Consider the following 15,436-nt stretch of genomic DNA (forward strand, 5'->3'; position numbering starts at 1 on the left):
CTGCACGTCATTCCGCGCACGCCCGGCGACGGCTTCGGGCTGCGCAATCGCGCGACCACGCCGCCGCGTGCGGACCTGGACTACCTGGCCGCATCGATCCGGGGTGCGGCCGGGCGGGCGCAACCGAATGCCGCGAGCGGACAGGACGGAAAGTGGTGGCTCACCTGAGTCGTGCTGCGGACCGGGCGGTTTGCTGAGGAAACGCCAGGAGGTCGAAAGCTCCGCGCGGCACCACGGTGTGCGTTACTTTAAGTAGCAGTTGTGGTGGGTCGACGGAGGTGGGGACATGCGACGTTCACTCGTTGCTGCGGTTGCGCTGACAGTCGGACTGGGCGTCTTCGGTCCCTGGATGGGCCCACAGCCACGCGCATCGGCGGCGCGGGTGGTCGGAACAAACGATATGAGCCCGACCCGGACGGCGCTGTTCATCGACTCTCCAGCCATGGGACGCACCGTTCAGGTCCAGGTCCTGCATCCGGCCGGCGGAGGTTCGCGGCCCTCGTACTATCTGCTCGACGGGCTCGATCCCGGTGTGCAGCAGAGCACCTGGACCAACGCCACCGATGCCGAACCCTTCTTTTACGGTAAGAACGTCAATGTCGTCCTGCCGATCGGCGGGCAGGCGAGTTATTACACCGACTGGCAGCGCGACGATCCGCATTTCGGCCGCTACCGGTGGGAGACCTTCCTGACGCGCGAACTTCCGCCGATCATCGACGCCACCTTCTCCGGCAACGGCGTGAACGCGATCGGCGGCCTGTCGATGGGCGGAATCGCGGCGTTCGTTCTGGCCGTTCGCCATCCGGAGCTGTACGAGGCGGTGGCGGGCTACAGCGCGTGCCCGGATCTGGGTATCGCGCAGGGGGCGATCATGTTCTCGATCGCCAACCGCGGGGGCAATCCGTTCGATATGTGGGGTGCGCCGGGAAGTCCGGAGTGGGGTGCCCACGATCCGGCGCTGCTGGCGGATCGGCTGCGCGGCAAGACCGTCTACCTGTCCACCGGCACCGGCATCCCCGGCCCGCACGAGACCGAGATCAAACCGCAGTTGCCGGAGAACATCGTCCTGGGCGGGCCGATCGAGGCCGGGGTGGACGTCTGCGTCACCGCCTTCGAACAGCGACTGCGCGGTTTGCGCATTCCGGCCCGGGTCGATCACAGCCCGGTGGGGACGCATTCCTGGTCGTACTGGCAGGACTATCTGCACGCGTCCTGGCCGACCGTCGGCGCGGCGATCGGAGCCTGATCACCGGGCGTCCGATCGGCGCGGGACCGCGTCGGCCCGCGCGACCGGATTTCGTCAGGGCTCGGTTCAGTGCGGCTGGGCGCCCGGGCGGTTGAATTCGCCGTCCTTGGCGCCCGCGACGAACGCCCGCCACTCGCCGGGTGTGAAGATCAGCGCCGGCCCGTCCGGATTCTTGGCATCGCGCAGCCCGATATTGCCGCTGGCCAGGAAGGCCACCTCGACACCGCCCTCCCCGTCACCGCTGCGCTGCCAGACCGCCCCGGGCTCGATCTCGCGATTCTTCGCTTCCAACCTGTGCTCCTGCATCGATGTGATCGCCCGCCGGAATCCGCGCGGACGCTGCCGTCCCCGAGCGTAAGCGGTCGGAAGCCGCCGCACCGGCGTCGTTTCCGAATCCGCGCGTGTGGGCATGGCCGGAATCACACCGATATGCCGACCTGCGGAATGTGGCATTCGTCCACCTGTCCCGGCAACACCGCTGGTTTACGCCGCAACCTGATCGGAAACCCCATCCACTGTGGCAGTTGGAGGGCGTCGACTGGTCAAGAGACCGAGAGGGCGTGCCCTGCCGCACTGAAGGGACGACAAGGATGGAGCACCGCATGGCACCCGTCTTCGACAGTTGCGCGGTGGTGCCCCGGCACCTCACCGTCGAGCAGGCACACAACATCCTGCACAGTCACAGCAGCTGTCCCACCGACCAATGCCCACGCCGCAAAGCCGCACTGTTCTTCCTGATGGAATCTCGTCGTTCGGCCCGCGGCAACGGGCGTGACCTGCGTCGGCCCGCACCACGGACCACCGGGCTGGGGTAGCGCGGACCGAGTTCGCGCCCCCGCACTCGCCGATCCGCTCGTGTCGGCGGGCGTGGGGGTGCGCGCCCGGACTCGGCCACCGCGATTACGGTGGTCACCATGGCTCTCGACAGTGGTACCGGAACCATCCAGAACGCCGGCGACGACACGGCGGCGGTGACCCCGCCGGTGGCCAAGAAGGTCCCGGCCGAACGCACCCATCACGGTGACACCTTCGTCGATTTCTACGAATGGCTGCGGGACAAGGACGATCCCGAGGTCATCGCCCATCTCGAGGCCGAGAACGCCTACACCGACGCCCAGACCGCCCACCTGGCCCCGCTGCGCGCGCGGATCTTCGACGAGATCAAATCGCGCACCCAGGAGACCGATATGTCGGTTCCGGCGCGGCTGGGCGACTACTGGTACTACTCGCGCAGTTTCGAAGGCAAGCAGTACGGCGTGCACTGCCGCTGCCCGATCGCCGACCGCGACGACTGGACTCCGCCGCAACTCGACGTCGACATCGAGATCCCCGGCGAGGAGATTCTGCTCGACAGCAACGTGCTGGCCGAGGGACACGACTTCTTCGCCCTCGGCGCCTATTCGATCAGCCACGACGGCACCCTGCTGGCCTATTCCACCGACACCGTCGGTGACGAGCGATATGTGCTGCGGTTCAAGGATCTGCGCAGCGGCGAACTGCTCGGCGACGAGATCCCCGGCACCGCGCCGGGGGCGACCTGGTCGCTGGACGGAACCCACGTCTTCTATCAGACCGTCGACGAGTCCTGGCGGCCCGACACCGTGTGGCGCCACCGCCTCGGCACCGCGAAGACCGACGACGTCACGGTGTTCCACGAGCCCGACGAGCGCTACTGGGTCAGCATCGGCGCCACCCGCTCCGAGAAGTACCTGATGATCTGGGTCGGGTCCAAGATCACCACCGAGGGCTGGATTCTGGAATCCGACGATCCGGAGGGTGAGTTCCGGGTGCTGCTGCCGCGCCGCGAGGGTGTGGAGTATTCGGCCGAACACGCGGTGATCGGCGGCCGGGACCGGCTGCTCATCCTGCACAACGATGTGGTCGACGGCGTGAAGGCCGAGAATTTCGTCCTCACCGAGGCGCCGGTGGACGATCCGGCGGCGATGACCATGCTCATCGGCCATCGCGACGATGTGCGGCTCGAGGACGTCGACTGCTTCCGCGATCATCTCGTGCTCTCGTATCGGCGTGAGGCGCTGCCGCGAGTCGCGGTGTGGCCGTTGACTTCCGAGGGCTACGGCGAACTGCGCGAGCTGGAATTCGGCCTGGAGCTGTTCTCCGCCGGCGTGGGTTCCAACCCGGAATGGGCGCAGCCGACGCTGCGGCTCGGCGTGACCTCGTTCATCACCCCGATGCAGGTCTTCGACTACGTACCCGCCACCGGTGAGCTGATGCTGCGCAAACAGCAGCAGGTACTCGGCGGCTACGACCCGGACGACTATGTGCAGCACCGGGATTGGGCCATCGCGACGGACGGTACGAGGATTCCGATCTCGGTGGTGCGCCGCCGCGACAGCGAGGGGTCCGGTCCGAAACCGTTGCTGCTCTACGGATACGGCTCCTACGAGGCCAGTATCGACCCCGGTTTCTCGGTGTCGCGGCTGTCGCTGCTTGACCGCGGCATGGTGTTCGCGGTCGCCCATGTGCGCGGTGGTGGTGAGATGGGCCGGCTGTGGTACGAGAACGGCAAGACGCTCACCAAGAAGAACACCTTCACCGATTTCGTCTCCTGCGCACGCCATCTCGTCGACACCGCCGTCACCACGCCGCAGGTGCTGGTGGCCGACGGTGGCAGTGCGGGTGGGCTGCTGATGGGTGCGGTGGCCAATCTGGCGCCCGAACTGTTCGCGGGCATCCTCGCCAACGTGCCGTTCGTGGATCCGCTCACCTCGATCCTGGACCCGTCGCTGCCGCTGACGGTCATCGAATGGGACGAGTGGGGCAATCCGCTGGAGGATCCGCAGGTCTACGCCTATATGAAGTCCTATTCGCCGTACGAGAACGTAGCGGCCGTGGACTATCCGGCGATCCTGGCGATCACCAGCATCAACGACACCCGCGTGCTCTACGTCGAGCCCGCGAAATGGGTCGCCGCGCTGCGGGCGACGAAAACCGGCGATGCCCAGCTCCTGCTGAAGACCGAGATGAGCGCCGGGCACGGTGGCGTCAGCGGGCGCTACGAGAAGTGGAAGGAAGTCGCCTTCGAATACGCCTGGGTGCTCGACCGCGTCGGGCTCGGCGAGGTCGGCTGAGGACGGCTTCGGCCGGTCCGTGCGGTCGGGTGCCCGCTCCGGGAATTCGTCGGGGCGTCACCTCGGCTGCACGGGGCCGACACCTGCCGCGCGCACAGTGGAGTCATGAGCGGCAACGACCGGGGGTCCGGGCAGCTGATCGTCTCGGTGTCGGGTATTCGCGACACCACACTGGACCAGGCGCGTGCCTTCGCGGCCGAGATGGACGGCCGCGGGGTTCGGCTGTCGCTGCTGGTGGCGCCGCGGTTGAAGGGGAAGTACCGGCTCACCGAGGATTCGCGCACCCAGCAGTGGCTGCGGGATCGGCGTGCCGCGGGTGACGCGATCGTGCTGCATGGTTACGACCAGGCCGCGACCAAACGTCGCCGCGCCGAATTCGCCGCGCTGCCCACCCACGAAGCGCGCCTGCGCCTCACCGCCGCCGACCGGGTGATGGAACAGATCGGCCTGCGCACCCGGCTGTTCGCGGCACCGCGCTGGACGGCCTCCGAGGGTGCTGTCGCCGCCCTGCCCGAGGTCGGCTTCCGGCTGGCGCTCGGATTGACCGCCATCCACGATCTGGAACGGGATACGGCGCAACGCTGCTGGGTGCACGGTGTCGGTGAGGGTTTCCGGGCCGAACCGTGGTGGTGCCACGCACTGATCATGAGCGCGGCCCGTATCGCGCGGCGCGGCGGAACGCTGCGGCTGGCCGTCTCGGCCGCGCAGCTGTCCCGGCCCGGACCGCACCAGGCGATGCTGGACGCGGTCGATCTGGCCCTGTTCCACGAAGCGGTTCCGGACGTCTACCGGTGGGAGCCGTACGCCATGCCGCACGCGGCCTGAACCGTCTCAGCGAACATCGGCCGGATCCTCGTCGGCCGTGCGCCGCATGTCCTGCACCGCGGTGACGATCGCCTCGTCCGATACGACGGCGGTGGCGTCGTGGGTGAAGCCGCCGGCCTCCTTGCGGGTGAGTGAGGTCGACAGCGGATGCTTGTTCAGCTGGTCGATGCAACGGTCGATATCGGCCAGCAGCAGATCGGCCATATCGTGGGTGAAGCCGTGCCGGACGACCGCGCGCATGATCGTCTCGTCCTGCCGGTCGGCGGGGAGCGGATAGGCGGCGATCAGCCAGCCGCGCGAGCGCAGCCGTTCCGACAGGTCGTACAGATTGAAGCCGGGATCCTCGCGCAGCCGCCACGACACCGCGCTGATGCCCCGGGTGGGGTTGCCGTCGTGGATCATCTCGAACAGCCCGGTCTCGGTGAGTCCGTGGGCCAGATGTTCGGCGACGCGATAGATCGCCGACTGCAGCCTGGTGTATCCCGTCCGGCCGAGCCGGATGAAGTCGTAGTACTGGGTGATGGCCTGGCCGCCGGGGCGGGAGAAGTTCAGATTGAACGTGGCCATACTGCCGCCGAGGTAGTCGACGTCGAACACGAGTTCGTCCGGAAGGTCGGCGGCCGTGCGCCAGAGCGCCCAACCGGCGCCCAGCGGGGCCAGGCCGGTCTTGTGCCCGGAGGCATTGATGGACTTCACCCGCGTCAGCCGGAAGTCCCACACCAGATCCGGCGCCGTGAACGGGGCGAGGAACCCGCCACTGGCGGCGTCGACGTGCAGCGGGATGTCCAGGCCGGTGCGGGCCTCCAGATCGTCGAGGGCCGCGCACATCGCGGCGACGTCCTCGAACAGGCCGGTGAAGGTCTGTCCCATCGTCGCGACGACCATGATCGTGTTCGAATCACACTGTGCGGCAATGTCTTCCGGCTCCAGCGTGTACCGGTTCCCGCGCAGCGGCACCTGCCGGATCTCGACGTCGAAATAGCGCGCGAACTTCTCCCAGCACACCTGCACCGGGCCGCAGACGAAATTGGGGATGCCCTGGCCGCCGTTCTTGCGCCAGCGCGTCTTCGCGGCCAGCCCGCCGAGCATCGCCGCCTCACTGGACCCGGTGGTGGAGGTGCCGCGCGTCGACCCGGGATCGGGGCAGTGCCACAGGTCGGCCACCATGCGCACGCACCGGCGCTCGAGTTCGGCGGTCTGCGGGTATTCGTCCTTGTCGACGATGTTCTTGGCCAGGCTCTGCGCCATCAGCCGTCGGGCGTTGTCGTCGATCCACGTGGTGCAGAAGGTGGCCAGATTCATCCGCGACACCCCGTCGAGCATCAGCTCGTCGTGCACGATCTGATAGGCCTCCGGACCCGGTATCTCGCGGTGCGGAAAGTGGTCTTTGGGTGCGCCGCGATCCAGATCGGGCATCGCGAACAGGTCGTCGGATTCCGATGATGCAGACATCTCGTCCTCTCCGGTGGTCGGATCGCGGTCGAGCTCTCCCTCATCATGCCCCGCTGGGGTTGCGGGACGGTCGCGAACGCGAGGGACGAATCGGGCGAATTCCGGCCCGCACCGCGCCCGGCGCCGATGCGGCCGATCCGGGAAAGGGGGTTAGGTTGGGTACATGACCGACGAATCTCGGACGGCGGCCCTGCGCGAACAGGTGCGCGCCTTGATGCCGCAGGCGAAAGCCGATCTGGCCCAGTTGGTTTCGTATCGCTCCGTGGCCGATGCGCGGCAGTTTCCGCCGGAAGAGTGTCATCGGGCGGCGCGCTGGGTCGCCGACGCCTTCGCCGGCCTCGGTCTCACCGACGTCGGCCTGCACGAGACGCCCGACGGTAGCGAGGCGGTCGTGGCCCGGTATCCGGCTCCGCCCGGCGCTCCCACGGTGCTGCTGTACAGCCACTACGACGTACAGCCGCCGGTGGACGAGGCGGCCTGGGAGACGCCGGTGTGGGAGCTCACCGAGCGGGACGGGCGCTGGTACGGGCGGGGCGCGGCCGACTGCAAAGGCAATATCGTCGTCCATCTGACCGCGCTGCGGGCGCTGCGGAACACACTGGGAGACAAGGGATATCCGGTCGGTGTCACGGTGGTCTGCGAGGGGTCGGAGGAGCAGGGCACCAGCGGCCTGGAGGAATTCGTTCCGCAGCACACGGATCTGCTGCGCGCCGACGCACTGCTGATCGGTGACTGCGGCAACTTCGCGGCGGGCGTGCCGACCCTCACTCAGACTCTGCGCGGAAACGTGAATGTGCTCGTCACCGTCGAAACACTGTCGGGGCCACTGCATTCCGGCATGTTCGGCGGGGCGGCGCCCGATGCCGTCGCCGCGCTGATCCACGTCCTCGCGACGCTGCGGGACGAACACGGGAACACCACGGTCGGCGGGTTGCCGGCCGATCAGGTCTGGGACGGCGCGCAGTATCCGGTCGAGCAGTTCCGGGTCGATGCCGGCATCCTCGACGGTGTGCAGGTGCTGGGCAGCGGCAGTATCTCGGACATGCTCTGGGCGCGCCCGGCCCTGACCGTGCTGGGCATCGATGTGCCACCGGTGGTGGGATCGGCGGCGGCCGTCCAGCCGAGCGCGCGGGCCCGATTGAATCTGCGGATCCCGCCCGGGGTCGATCCGGCTCCCGCCTTGAAAGCCCTTACCGCGCATCTGGAATCGCATACGCCGTGGGGTGCGCGGGTGCGGGTCGAGACCGAGGGGACGGGTGCGCCGTTCCGCTCCGGTACCGGCGGCCCGGCGCGGCTGGCGATGGAGGACGCCTTCGCCGCCGCCTACGGTCGCACCGCCACCACGCAGGGGCAGGGCGGTTCGATTCCGCTGTGCAACGTCTTCGCCGAGACCTATCCCGACGCCGAGATCATGCTGCTCGGCGTCGAGGAGCCGAAATGCCTCATCCACGCCCCGAACGAGAGTGTCGACCCCAGCGAGATCGAGCACATGGCGCTCGCGGAGGCGTTGTTCCTGTCCTCGTATACGCGGTGACAGGTATGCGAGGACAGGAACAACCCGCTAGAAGGTCTTGTTGTCCTCCGGTTCGATGAGCGCGAATTCAGTGTCGGCCGGGCGCATTTCGGACAGGCGGCCGAAGTAGATGCCCTGTGCCTCCGGCGCGATGATGCCGTAGTGGATGGGGACGGCGGTGCGCGGCGCCACGGCGCGCAGATAGTCCACCGCCTCGCTGATCTTCATCCACGGCGCGACCGCCGGCACCGCCAGCACTCCGACCGATACCGGCGGCACCCACAGCGAATCGCCCGGGTGCACGAACTGTGCCGGATCGTCGGCGGTGCCGAGCTGGAAGACGGTGTTGTCGATGACCGGCAGCTCCGGATGGATCACCGCGTGCTTGCCGCCGCCCCCGGTGATCTGCAGATCGCCGAGGGTGACGATATTGCCCGCGTGCACGGCCTGCCACGGTTCTCCGCGCTGCTGTGCGGTCTGCGGATCGCTGAGCAGGCGGGCGCTCGGATTCGCGTCGACCAGGGCCTCGATCCGGTTGGGATCGATGTGATCGGGATGTTGATGGGTGATCGCGATCGCGTCGAGTCCCGTGATGCCTTCGAAGCCGTGCGAGAAAGTGCCCGGATCGAACAGGATCTTCGCGCCGTTCAATTCGACGAGGACGCAGGAATGACCGAAGTGGGCGATGCGCATGGATTCACGCTATATCCCCCGGCCGCGGCGTGGGCCCGGAGGCGGCAGCCCGCGTAACCACGGAGGGGCCGCGCGGAGTCCGGCCGACAGGCGCTGTGACGTCCCTCGCAGCGGCCGCGGCCCGGCGCGGCGCCCGGGAGTAGCCCCGATTAAGCTGTTGTGGTAATCCCCCCACCAGCTTGAGGAGCAACGCGTGGCACGAGTTGTGGTCGAGGTGATGCCGAAGGCCGAGATCCTGGATCCCCAGGGTCAGGCCATCGCCGGCGCGCTCGGACGTCTGGGTTTCCCGGGTGTGTCGGATGTGCGGCAGGGCAAGCGGTTCGAACTCGACATCGACGACAGCGTCAGCGATGCCGAGCTCGAGAAGATCGCCGAGGCCCTGCTCGCCAACACGGTGATCGAGGACTGGAAAGTGGTGCGGCTGTGACCAGCTCTGCGCGCATCGGTGTCATCACCTTCCCCGGCACGCTCGACGACGTCGACGCGGCGCGCGCGGTCCGGCTGGCCGGCGCCGAAGCGGTGAGCCTGTGGCATGCCGATGCCGACCTCAAGGGTGTCGACGCGGTGGTGGTGCCGGGTGGATTCTCCTACGGCGACTATCTGCGCGCCGGTGCCATCGCACGGTTCGCGCCCGTGATGGGCAAGGTCGTCGAGGCCGCCGGTAAGGGTATGCCGGTGCTGGGAATCTGCAACGGTTTCCAGGTGCTGTGCGAGGCCGGGCTGCTGCCGGGCGCGCTGACCCGCAACGAGGGTCTGCACTTCGTCTGCCGGGATCAGTGGCTGCGGGTGGAGTCCACCGCGACCGCGTGGTCCTCGCGCTACGACGCGGGTGCGCAGATTCTGGTCCCGGTGAAAAACGCCGAGGGCCGCTACCAGGCCTCGCAGGCCGTGCTCGACGAACTCGAGGGCGAGGGCCGGGTGGTCTTCCGCTACGTGGGCGGCAACCCCAACGGTTCGCAGCGCGATATCGCCGGCATCGCCTCGCCGAACGGTCGCGTCGTCGGTCTCATGCCGCACCCGGAACACGCCACCGAACCGCTGACGGGGCCGAGTGACGACGGACTGGGAATCTTCCTGTCGGTCCTCGACAGCCTCGTCACCACGGCCTGATCGGCCCGTCGCTCAGGGAATCACGACGGCATCGGTGGCCGGTGCCGGGTCTTCCGCCCAGCGTCGACCGGTCTCGCGCGGCGTGATGACGTCGTCGGTCCAGGCGGACAGCAACCGCGCGACCTTGGTGTGCATGGTGGTGCGCAGGCGATCGAAGGACGTGTCCGGCACGTCGTCGACCTGACCGAGCAGCAACCACCACGCCCAGGCGACCGCACCGGCATTGGCGACGAAGTCCGGCAGCACCGGAACGCCGCGGGCGGCGAGCATGGCCTCCGCCTCCGGGGTGGTGGCGGCGTTGGCCGCCTCGACGACGACGCGGGCGCGCACGTCGAACGAGTTGTCCGGCGTGATCGCGTACGAGATAGCCGCGGGGACCAGAATGTCGACCTCGGCGGACAGCACCGCGGTGCGTGGCAGTTGCTCGACATCGGCCGGCAGCCGGGAGCGATCGATTTCGCCGTAGTCGTCGCGCAGCGCCAGCAGTGCCGGGATATCCAGTCCGCCGGCCCGGTGCAGGGCCCCGGCGGCATCGGCCACGGTGGTGACGCGCATACCCGCCTCGTGCAGGTAATAGGCCGCGGCACCGCCCATCGTGCCGACGCCCTGAATCGCGACCGTCGTCTCCGCCGGCATCCGGCCCCAGGAGACGGCCGTGGCGAGGCAGGCGTGCGCGACACCGTAACCGCCGATCACATCGCCCAGCAGGAAACCGCCCTCGACCGCCGCGTTCAGGCCGTCGCGGACCCGTTCCAGGGTGGCGGCCGGATCGGCGGCGCGGCGGATCGCGGCGTGATAGCTCTGGCCCAGGCCCAGCTTCTCGAAGACCTCGTCGATCAGATGCTGCGGGACACCCAGGTCCTCCGCGGTCACCCAGTGCGCGTCGATCCACGGGCGCATGGCCTCGCAGAATCGCTCCAGCACTCCGACGGCGCGCGGATCTTTCGGGTCGAAGTCGATGCCGCCCTTCGCACCGCCGATCGGCAGATCGAAGGTCGCGGTCTTGGCGGCCATGCCGTGCGCCAGATCCTCCACCTCGCTCAGCGTGCAGCCGGCCCGCATGCGAGTGCCGCCCGTGGCCAGGCCGCCGCGCAGGGTGTGGACGACGAGGTAGCCGACGGCACCGGTGGCCGCATCGGTCCACTGCAGTCGCATGTACGGCTCGGGGCGGCGGTTCACGGGGATTGCCGGGGCGGTCGCGGGCACTGCCGGGACGGCGTGTGCGGTGCTCTCGGCCGGGTTGTGGATCGTCGTCACGGCGAACTACCTCCTTCGGGTTCGGATGGTCCGACCACCATCCGCGCGGAACGTCGAGTCGCGCGACGATCGGCGTCCGGACCACGTCGTCCCGGCTGGTGATTCGCTGTCACCAGCGTGCGTCCCGCCCGGTCACACGTCTATTTACGGTTCGTTCACGGCCATGTTCAGTGTTTCTGCACAGCGCTCCTGGTTTCCGCACAGCGCTTCCGCGCAGCGTCGTCAGCCGCGCGTACGGTTTCCGTTCACCGCTTACGCTCGATGCATGGATCTGTCGCTGGCCCGACTGCGCATGCTGCGCGAGCTCCATCGGCGCGGCACGATCACGGCGGCCGCGAGTGCGCTGCACTACACGGCGTCGGCGGTGTCGCAGCAACTCGCGCAGTTGGAGCGGGACGTGGGGTTGCGCCTGTTCGAGCGGCGTGGGCGCCGGCTGCAGCTCACCGATCGCGGGGTGCTGCTCGCCGAGCACGCCGAGGAGATCCTCGCCTCGGTGGAGCGAGCGACACAGGCACTCGAGGAGTCCGGGGAGTCGGTATCGGCGACACTCACGGCGGGTGTGTGGGCCTCGGTCGCCTCGGGGCTGCTGCCCGACGCGCTCACCGCGCTCGCCCGCGCCCATCCGGGCATTCTGGTGCGGACCAGGGAACTCGTGCCGGAGGCGACGGCCGCCGCGGTGCGCGACGGCACGTTGGACCTGTCGTTCGTACTCGACTATTCGAATTATCCGATGACCTGGGATCCCGGTCTGGAACGTGCCGTCATCGCGGTCGAGCGGCTCTACGCGGCGGTGCCGGCCGGAGCGGTGCCGGCACGGACGGCGACCTTGGCGGATCTGGCCGAACATCCGTGGATCCTCGCGCCCGCTCGCTCCCATTTCGGTCACGCGGTTCGGCTGGCCTTCCAATCCGGCGGGGTCGAACCGCGCATCGACCACGAGGTGGAGGAGCAGTCGACCGCGATGGCGATGGTCGCCGCCGGACTCGGTGTCACGCTGGTCTCGGATCTGGGACTGGCGCTGCGACCGGCGGGCGTGGACATCGTCGGACTCAACGAGGGGCTCACCAGGACCGTCTCGCTGGCCTACCGCACCAATACCGCACGCCGGGCGGCGCTGCTGTTCGTCGTCAACGCGTTCCGGGCCGCCGCCGTCGACAAGGGACTCGGTCCGGACCGGCCGCTGCTCGCCGCGCCGGACCCGGAAACCGTTGTGCCACCGAACGATTCGGTCGAGGTCACCCACAAGGCGCTCGGACTCGAGTGAGCCGGACGCGGTGCGCGGCGTCAGTACAGCGTGTCCAGAATCCGCAGGTCCACGCCCTCTGCGCGGGCGATCAGGCTGGGCGGGCGGACCACGTGATTGTCGCGGTACATCCGCGCGCCCGACGGCGTCTCCAGCACCACACCGTCCTCGAGCGCGGCCCGCATCCGCGGCACCTCGAGGGAGCCGACCGCATGGGCCATCGCCCGCAGCGTGTGCAGCGCCTCGTAGGCGGTGTTGCCGAAGTAGGTGAGTTTCGGCGCGAAGCGGCCGTGCATGTGGTGGTAGCGCGCGAGCCGGTCGGGATCGGCGTTCACATCCGGGAACAGACTGGACGCGACATAGAGATCGGTATTGGCGCCGGGGCCGGCGGCGAGCAGGAGTTGTTCGTCGACGACCGGGCTGACCCGCAGTTGCGTCGCGGCCCGGCCCATCGCGGTGAACTGCTGATTGAACCGGACCGCGTCCATTCCGACCAGCAGCATCACGATGCCGTCGGCCCGGTCCAGCAGCGGATCGGTGAGGATCGATCCGAAATCCCGGGTGCCCAGCGGCACATAGCGCTCGTAGTGGATGGCCTCGCGGTACGCGGCACGGACGTCACGGCCGGTGGCCACCGGCCAGATGTAGTCGTTGCCGATGATCGCCCAGCGCCGGGTGCCGAATTCCCGCGACAGCCACCGCATGGCCGGCAGGATGTGGCCGCTGGGCGCCTCGCCGATCATCACCACCTCGGCCGGTTCGTTCGGCAACTCCTCGTAGACGTTGGCGAACAGATAGGGGACCCGCCCGCCGGTCACCCGGGCAACCGCCTGGCGTACCGCCGAGATGTGCCAGCCGGTGATGGCATCGACCATTCCGGTGGCCAGCAGCGCCGAGACCTCGTCGGCCACCTCGGCCGGACTGCGGCCGCCGTCGATGGTCGTCACCCGCACCTGGCGGCCCAGAATTCCTGTGCCACTGTTGATTTCTTCAGCGGCCAAGGAAATCGCGGCTTCACAGGACGGCGCGACAATTCCGACGGGGCCCTGCAGCGGGACGATATTCAGTACCTCGACCACTTCGTCCGGGCTCTCGCCGAAGGAGAACATTCGGTACCCTTCTTCGTATCCGAGCGAAATGATGGGGCGGAGAATATGTCGACCATTGTAAGTGGCGCTGCCACGCTGCACGGGGCGCTGCGCGCTGCGGAACGCGGTTGGCTCCGGCACCTCGACGCGGCACTGTGTGCCAGGCAGCTGACCGCCGACCAGTGGGCCATGCTGTCGAATCTGTCCGACCGCTCCGGCATCACCATGAGCGAGCTGGCGGTTCGCGCCCAGCTACCGCCCTCGTCGGCCACCCGCCACGCCGACGCCCTGGCCGAACGCGGCCTGATCTTTCGAATTGCGGCCGAGGACGATCGCCGCCGCATTCTCATCGGTTTGACCCACCGCGGCAAGGATCTGGTGGATTCGGTTCGCGAGCAGGAGTCACTGGCCGAAGAGGAATTGCGGAAACGAATCGGCGCGCGAAATCACGCGGAATTGCTCCGGCTACTCGAGTTGATGGTCGAGACGCAGTCGGAGTGATCCCGTTCGGGATGCGACGGCCGACTCGGCAAAAATACGGCAATTCCGGCAGCCGTTAGGATCGCCGGTATGCCGGTCTCCACCACCGCGACGGCCTCCGGGCTGTGCGCCTTCGTCGATGCCTCGCCGTCCCCGTTCCACGTATGCCGCACCGTGGCAGCCGAATTGGCGGCCCACGGATTCACCGAACTGCCCGAGGCCCGGCCGTGGGCCGAGGCGGCGCAGACGAACGGGGGAGTGGGCCGCTACTTCGTGATCCGCGGCGGATCGCTGGTGGCATGGGCCGCGACCGATACCGATCCGGCCGGGGCGTTCCGGGTGGTCGGCGCGCACACCGACAGCCCGAACCTGCGCGTCAAACAGCACCCCGACCTGGCCGTCGCGGGCTGGCAGATGATCGGCCTGGAGCCCTACGGCGGCGCCTGGCTCAATTCCTGGCTGGACCGCGATCTCGGCATCTCGGGCCGGCTCACCGTGCGCGAGGGCGACGGGCTGGGTCAGCGGCTGGTCCGCATCGATGATCCGCTGGTCCGCGTGCCGCAACTGGCCATCCACCTGTCCGAGGATCGCCGCGGGGTGACATTGGATCCGCAACGCCACGTCAACGGTATCTGGGGGCTGGGGGAGCGGCCGCGCTCGTTCATCGCCTACATCGCCGAGCAGGCCGGCGTCCGCGCCGACGACGTGCTCGGATGGGAACTCATGACCCACGACCTGGAACCGAGCCGGGTGGTCGGCCGCGACCAGGATCTGGTGAGCGCGCCGCGGCTGGACAACCAGGCCACCTGCTATGCCGGACTGCATGCGTTCCTGGCCGCCGCCGACCGGGACGGCGAGGTCACCCCGGTGCTGGCGATGTTCGACCACGAGGAGGTCGGCAGCCAATCCGATCGCGGCGCGCAATCGGATCTGCTGCCCGCGATCCTGGAGCGGATCGTGCTCGCTCGCGGCGGTGGCCGCGCGGATTACCTTGCGGCACTGGCGGGTTCGATCTGCGCCTCCGGCGATATGGCCCATGCCACCCATCCCAACTATCCGGACCGGCACGAGCCCTCCCATCGCATCGAGGTCGGCGGTGGCCCGGTGCTGAAGGTGAATCAGAATCTGCGCTACGCCACCGATGCGGTCGGTGCCGGAGCCTTCGCCCTGGCCTGTGCGCAGGCCGGGGTGCCGCTGCAGCGGTACGTGCATCGCGCGGATCTGCCGTGCGGTTCGACCATCGGCCCGATGACCGCGGCGCGCACCGGCATGCCGACCGTCGATGTGGGTGCACCGCAGCTGGCGATGCATTCGGCCCGCGAACTGATGGGAGCCGCGGACGTGCCCTCCTATTCGGCGGCGCTGGCGGCCTTCCTCACCCCGGCGTGAGCGGCGCGGCCCGGAGGCGGCAGCGCGGCGCAACCACGGAGGGCCGCG

At 68.6% G+C, this 15,436-nt stretch carries 15 protein-coding genes; 10 read left to right on the forward strand and 5 right to left on the reverse strand.

Translation table 11 applies throughout. The annotated features are described in order from the left end of the window. Positions 1-286 precede the first annotated feature (286 nt). On the forward strand, positions 287-1,246 hold the full coding sequence (locus tag IRT45_RS29755) for an alpha/beta hydrolase family protein (RefSeq protein WP_194809140.1): 960 nt from the start codon (positions 287-289) through the stop codon (positions 1,244-1,246). Positions 1,247-1,312: 66 nt separating this feature from the next. Here the strand turns inward: IRT45_RS29755 and IRT45_RS29760 are convergent, their stop codons facing one another. Then, on the reverse strand, positions 1,313-1,537 hold the full coding sequence (locus tag IRT45_RS29760) for a DUF397 domain-containing protein (protein ID WP_223273481.1): 225 nt from the start codon (positions 1,535-1,537) through the stop codon (positions 1,313-1,315). Positions 1,538-1,848: 311 nt separating this feature from the next. Between IRT45_RS29760 and IRT45_RS29765 the strand changes: the two genes are divergently transcribed. The 3 genes from IRT45_RS29765 to IRT45_RS29775 all read left to right on the forward strand — a co-directional run bounded on the left by IRT45_RS29765 (position 1,849) and on the right by IRT45_RS29775 (position 5,163). Next, positions 1,849-2,061: a hypothetical protein gene (locus IRT45_RS29765; RefSeq protein WP_063065915.1), complete on the forward strand. Its 213-nt coding sequence runs from the start codon at positions 1,849-1,851 to the stop codon at positions 2,059-2,061. A gap of 99 nt (positions 2,062-2,160) precedes the next feature. Continuing rightward, positions 2,161-4,338 carry a S9 family peptidase gene (locus tag IRT45_RS29770; protein WP_194809141.1) on the forward strand — a complete coding sequence of 726 codons (2,178 nt, stop codon included), beginning with the start codon at positions 2,161-2,163 and terminating at the stop codon, positions 4,336-4,338. Between the two features lie 105 nt (positions 4,339-4,443). Beyond that, a complete protein-coding gene (locus IRT45_RS29775) occupies positions 4,444-5,163 on the forward strand; it encodes a DUF2334 domain-containing protein (RefSeq protein ID WP_194809142.1) in 720 nt (239 codons plus the stop codon). A 6-nt stretch (positions 5,164-5,169) separates the two neighbouring features. Here the strand turns inward: IRT45_RS29775 and IRT45_RS29780 are convergent, their stop codons facing one another. After that, positions 5,170-6,615, reverse strand: a complete 1,446-nt coding sequence (locus IRT45_RS29780; protein WP_194809143.1) for a glutamate decarboxylase — start codon at positions 6,613-6,615, stop codon at positions 5,170-5,172. A gap of 163 nt (positions 6,616-6,778) precedes the next feature. Between IRT45_RS29780 and IRT45_RS29785 the strand changes: the two genes are divergently transcribed. After that, positions 6,779-8,149: a dipeptidase gene (locus tag IRT45_RS29785; protein ID WP_194809144.1), complete on the forward strand. Its 1,371-nt coding sequence runs from the start codon at positions 6,779-6,781 to the stop codon at positions 8,147-8,149. A 27-nt stretch (positions 8,150-8,176) separates the two neighbouring features. On the opposite strand, the gene IRT45_RS29790 is transcribed toward IRT45_RS29785, so the two are convergent. Continuing rightward, positions 8,177-8,821 (reverse strand): MBL fold metallo-hydrolase, encoded by a 645-nt coding sequence (locus IRT45_RS29790; protein WP_194809145.1) that lies wholly within the window; start codon positions 8,819-8,821, stop codon positions 8,177-8,179. A 193-nt stretch (positions 8,822-9,014) separates the two neighbouring features. On the opposite strand from IRT45_RS29790, the gene purS reads away from it, so the two are divergent. Together purS and purQ are read left to right on the forward strand one after the other, a co-directional pair. Continuing rightward, positions 9,015-9,248 (forward strand): phosphoribosylformylglycinamidine synthase subunit PurS, encoded by a 234-nt coding sequence (gene purS / locus IRT45_RS29795; RefSeq protein ID WP_194809146.1) that lies wholly within the window; start codon positions 9,015-9,017, stop codon positions 9,246-9,248. Further along, positions 9,245-9,931, forward strand: coding sequence for a phosphoribosylformylglycinamidine synthase subunit PurQ (purQ, locus tag IRT45_RS29800; RefSeq protein ID WP_036497761.1), 687 nt, complete (start codon positions 9,245-9,247; stop codon positions 9,929-9,931). Before purS ends, purQ begins: the two co-directional genes overlap by 4 nt. Positions 9,932-9,943: 12 nt before the next feature. On the opposite strand, the gene IRT45_RS29805 is transcribed toward purQ, so the two are convergent. Then, complete coding sequence (locus tag IRT45_RS29805; RefSeq protein ID WP_194809164.1) at positions 9,944-11,086, reverse strand: Glu/Leu/Phe/Val dehydrogenase dimerization domain-containing protein; 1,143 nt, start codon at positions 11,084-11,086, stop codon at positions 9,944-9,946. A gap of 367 nt (positions 11,087-11,453) precedes the next feature. Here IRT45_RS29805 and IRT45_RS29810 point away from each other — a divergent pair, with 367 nt between their 5' ends. Next, complete coding sequence (locus IRT45_RS29810; protein ID WP_194809147.1) at positions 11,454-12,452, forward strand: LysR family transcriptional regulator; 999 nt, start codon at positions 11,454-11,456, stop codon at positions 12,450-12,452. Between the two features lie 20 nt (positions 12,453-12,472). Here the strand turns inward: IRT45_RS29810 and IRT45_RS29815 are convergent, their stop codons facing one another. After that, positions 12,473-13,540 carry a substrate-binding domain-containing protein gene (locus IRT45_RS29815; protein ID WP_194809148.1) on the reverse strand — a complete coding sequence of 356 codons (1,068 nt, stop codon included), beginning with the start codon at positions 13,538-13,540 and terminating at the stop codon, positions 12,473-12,475. A 45-nt stretch (positions 13,541-13,585) separates the two neighbouring features. Between IRT45_RS29815 and IRT45_RS29820 the strand changes: the two genes are divergently transcribed. Together IRT45_RS29820 and IRT45_RS29825 are read left to right on the forward strand one after the other, a co-directional pair. Beyond that, complete coding sequence (locus IRT45_RS29820; RefSeq protein ID WP_039776008.1) at positions 13,586-14,020, forward strand: MarR family winged helix-turn-helix transcriptional regulator; 435 nt, start codon at positions 13,586-13,588, stop codon at positions 14,018-14,020. A 69-nt stretch (positions 14,021-14,089) separates the two neighbouring features. Next, positions 14,090-15,388, forward strand: coding sequence for a M18 family aminopeptidase (locus IRT45_RS29825; protein WP_194809149.1), 1,299 nt, complete (start codon positions 14,090-14,092; stop codon positions 15,386-15,388). Positions 15,389-15,436: the final 48 nt, after the last annotated feature.

This window comes from Nocardia sp. BSTN01, assembly GCF_015354405.1.
Lineage (GTDB): Bacteria > Actinomycetota > Actinomycetes > Mycobacteriales > Mycobacteriaceae > Nocardia.

Coding starts and splice junctions, on each gene's coding strand:
- IRT45_RS29780 (WP_194809143.1), bottom strand. CDS start 6,615: ATGTCTGCATCATCGGAATCCGACGACCTGTTCGCGATGCCCGATCTG.
- IRT45_RS29820 (WP_039776008.1), top strand. CDS start 13,586: ATGTCGACCATTGTAAGTGGCGCTGCCACGCTGCACGGGGCGCTGCGC.
- IRT45_RS29825 (WP_194809149.1), top strand. CDS start 14,090: ATGCCGGTCTCCACCACCGCGACGGCCTCCGGGCTGTGCGCCTTCGTC.
- IRT45_RS29785 (WP_194809144.1), top strand. CDS start 6,779: ATGACCGACGAATCTCGGACGGCGGCCCTGCGCGAACAGGTGCGCGCC.
- IRT45_RS29815 (WP_194809148.1), bottom strand. CDS start 13,540: ATGTTCTCCTTCGGCGAGAGCCCGGACGAAGTGGTCGAGGTACTGAAT.
- IRT45_RS29755 (WP_194809140.1), top strand. CDS start 287: ATGCGACGTTCACTCGTTGCTGCGGTTGCGCTGACAGTCGGACTGGGC.
- IRT45_RS29805 (WP_194809164.1), bottom strand. CDS start 11,086: ATGCGACTGCAGTGGACCGATGCGGCCACCGGTGCCGTCGGCTACCTC.
- IRT45_RS29790 (WP_194809145.1), bottom strand. CDS start 8,821: ATGCGCATCGCCCACTTCGGTCATTCCTGCGTCCTCGTCGAATTGAAC.
- IRT45_RS29775 (WP_194809142.1), top strand. CDS start 4,444: ATGAGCGGCAACGACCGGGGGTCCGGGCAGCTGATCGTCTCGGTGTCG.
- IRT45_RS29810 (WP_194809147.1), top strand. CDS start 11,454: ATGGATCTGTCGCTGGCCCGACTGCGCATGCTGCGCGAGCTCCATCGG.
- IRT45_RS29770 (WP_194809141.1), top strand. CDS start 2,161: ATGGCTCTCGACAGTGGTACCGGAACCATCCAGAACGCCGGCGACGAC.
- IRT45_RS29765 (WP_063065915.1), top strand. CDS start 1,849: ATGGCACCCGTCTTCGACAGTTGCGCGGTGGTGCCCCGGCACCTCACC.